2 protein-coding genes are annotated in these 2,466 nt (G+C 73.4%); both read right to left on the bottom strand.

Annotated features, from left to right (window positions below):
• Positions 1-224 precede the first annotated feature (224 nt).
• The gene (locus ACYVE9_RS22965; RefSeq protein WP_461029795.1) at positions 225-1,685 is read right to left on the bottom strand and encodes an aminopeptidase P family protein; all 1,461 of its coding nucleotides are present in this window, start codon (positions 1,683-1,685) and stop codon (positions 225-227) included.
• A 181-nt stretch (positions 1,686-1,866) separates the two neighbouring features.
• A partial coding sequence (locus tag ACYVE9_RS22960; RefSeq protein WP_461029794.1) for a PP2C family protein-serine/threonine phosphatase occupies positions 1,867-2,466 on the bottom strand: 600 nt, incomplete at its 5' end.

Below are 2,466 nucleotides of genomic sequence, written 5' to 3'. Positions count from 1 at the left end.
GGCGCCCGCCTCCGCCGGCTGCCCGTCCGTCCCCGCTCCCACGCGCCATCAGACTCTCCCTCGACACCACTGTGCGACCCCGACCATTCCCGTGCGCCCCCGCCCCTGCCACCGCGCGCTCCGGTCCCTGACCACGCGCGCCGCGCCCCGGCCCTGTCCGTGTGCGCGACAGGGCCGGGGCGGGCCGTGGGCAGGGCGGTACGGCGGCGCCGTACCCGGAGCGGTCAGCTCCGCAGCGAGGCCATCCAGGCCTCGACCTCGTCGGACCGCCGGGGCAGCCCGGCCGAGAGGTTGCGGTTGCCGTCCTCCGTCACCACGATGTCGTCCTCAATGCGGACGCCGATGCCCCGGTACTCCTCGGGCACGGTCAGGTCGTCCGCCTGGAAGTACAGGCCGGGTTCGACCGTCAGGCACATGCCGGGCTCCAGGGTGCCGTCGGCGTACGCCTCCCGCCGGGCGGCGGCGCAGTCGTGCACGTCCAGTCCGAGCATGTGGCCGGTGCCGTGCAGGGTCCAGCGCCGGTGCAGCCCCAGCTCCAGCACCTTCTCCACCGGACCGTCCAGCAGGCCCCACTCGACGAGCTTCTCGGCGAGCACCCGCTGCGCGGCGTTGTGGAAGTCCGAGTACTTGCCACCGGGCCGCACCGCGGCGATGCCGGCCTCCTGCGCCTCGTAGACGGCGTCGTAGATCGTGCGCTGGAGGTCGGTGAAGCGGCCGTCGACCGGCATGGTGCGGGTGACGTCGGCGGTGTAGAGCGTGTGCGTCTCGACGCCCGCGTCCAACAGCAGCAGGTCACCGGCACGCACCGGACCGTCGTTGCGGACCCAGTGCAGCGTCGTGGCGTGCGGACCGGACGCGCAGATCGTCCCGTAGCCGACGTCGTGGCCCTCGACCCGCGCACGCAGGAAGAAGGTGCCCTCGACGTACCGCTCCGACGTGGCCTGCGCCTTGTCCAGGACACGCACCACGTCCTCGAAGCCGCGGACCGTGGAGTCCACCGCCTTCTGCAGCTCGCCCAGCTCGAAGTCGTCCTTGACCAGCCGCATCTCGGACAGGAACACCCGCAGCTGCTCGTCCCGCTCGGCGGTGACCTTGTCGGTGAGGGCCTGATCCAGGCCGGCGTCGTGCCCCCGGACCAGCCGCACCGGGCCGGTCGCGTCCCGGAGCTTCTCCGCCACCGTGCGGACGTCCGCACAGGGGATGCCGTACAGCTGCTCGGCCTCGGTCAGGCTGTTCCGGCGACCCACCCACAGCTCGCCCTGGCCGTCCAGCCAGAACTCGCCGTTCTCCCGGTCGGAGCGCGGCAGCAGGTACAGCGTGGCGTCGTGGCCCTCGCCGCCGGGGCGCGGCTCCATGACGAGCACACCGTCCTCGGCCTGGTCACCGGTGAGGTAGGCGTACTCGACCGAGGCGCGGAAGCGGTACTCGGTGTCGTTGGAACGGGTCTTCAGGCCCCCGGCGGGCACCACCAGGCGCTCCCCGGGGAAGTGCGCGGACAGGGCGGCGCGGCGGCGCGCGGTGTGCTCGACCTGCTCGACCGGCTGCAGATCACGCAGCTCGGTGTCGGCCCATCCGTTCTTCATGTTCTCGGCGAGCTCGTCGGACAGGTCCGGGTACAGACCGTTCTTCCGCTGCTTGATGGGCTGCTCGTCAGCCGGGGTCTCCGGCGACTGCTGCTCGGCCACGTCTGCCTCCTTGCGTACGGACTGGGACCGTCGTCCATCGTATGTCCGGACGACCCGGCGCAGACGTGCACCGCCCCCCGCCACCGGGCACGCCCCCGATCCGCCCGACGTGACGTGACCTGGACCACCCGGCACCATCCGGTCCCGGCCGGTGCGCGGCAGCGGGTACGGCGGGGCGGGTTCAGAAGCGCGCGGCGAGCAGGACGACGTCCTCGTCGCTGTCCGCGTCCGCGAGGCCGTCCGGCAGCACCGTGTGCAGCACGTGGTCGGCCAGCGCCTCCGGATCGTCCCGGACCGAGGGGGCCGCGCTCCTGGTGGCGGCCTGCAACCGGACGAACGCCTGGTCCAGCGGCTCGCCGGTGCGCTGCACCAACCCGTCGCTGTAGAGCAAAAGCGTTTCACCAGCGTCCAGGCGCAGCTCGACGCTCGGGGCCTCCCAGCAGGCGAGCATGCCGACCAGCGCGGAGAGCATGGTCTCGGCGCACTCGCAGCGCCGCGGGCCGACGATCAGCGGCGGGCAGTGCCCGGCGCCCGCCACCACGACCGTGCGCGACGTCGGCTCCGCGAAGCCGAACAGGGCGGTCGCGGTGCGCGCCGGCTCGGTGAGGCGCATCAGCAGCTCCAGGTCCGAGAGCACCGCGACCGGGTCCTCGCCCTCCATCACCGCGTAGGCGCGCAGCGACGCCCGGAGCCGGCCGCTCGCCGCGATCGCCGTGGGACCGCTTCCGGTGACCCCGCCGACGGACAGCCCCAGGGCGCCCTCCGGCAGCGGCAGCACGTC

The organism is Streptomyces sparsus (assembly GCF_054776295.1).
This window is presented reverse-complemented; position numbering and strand designations above follow the sequence as displayed.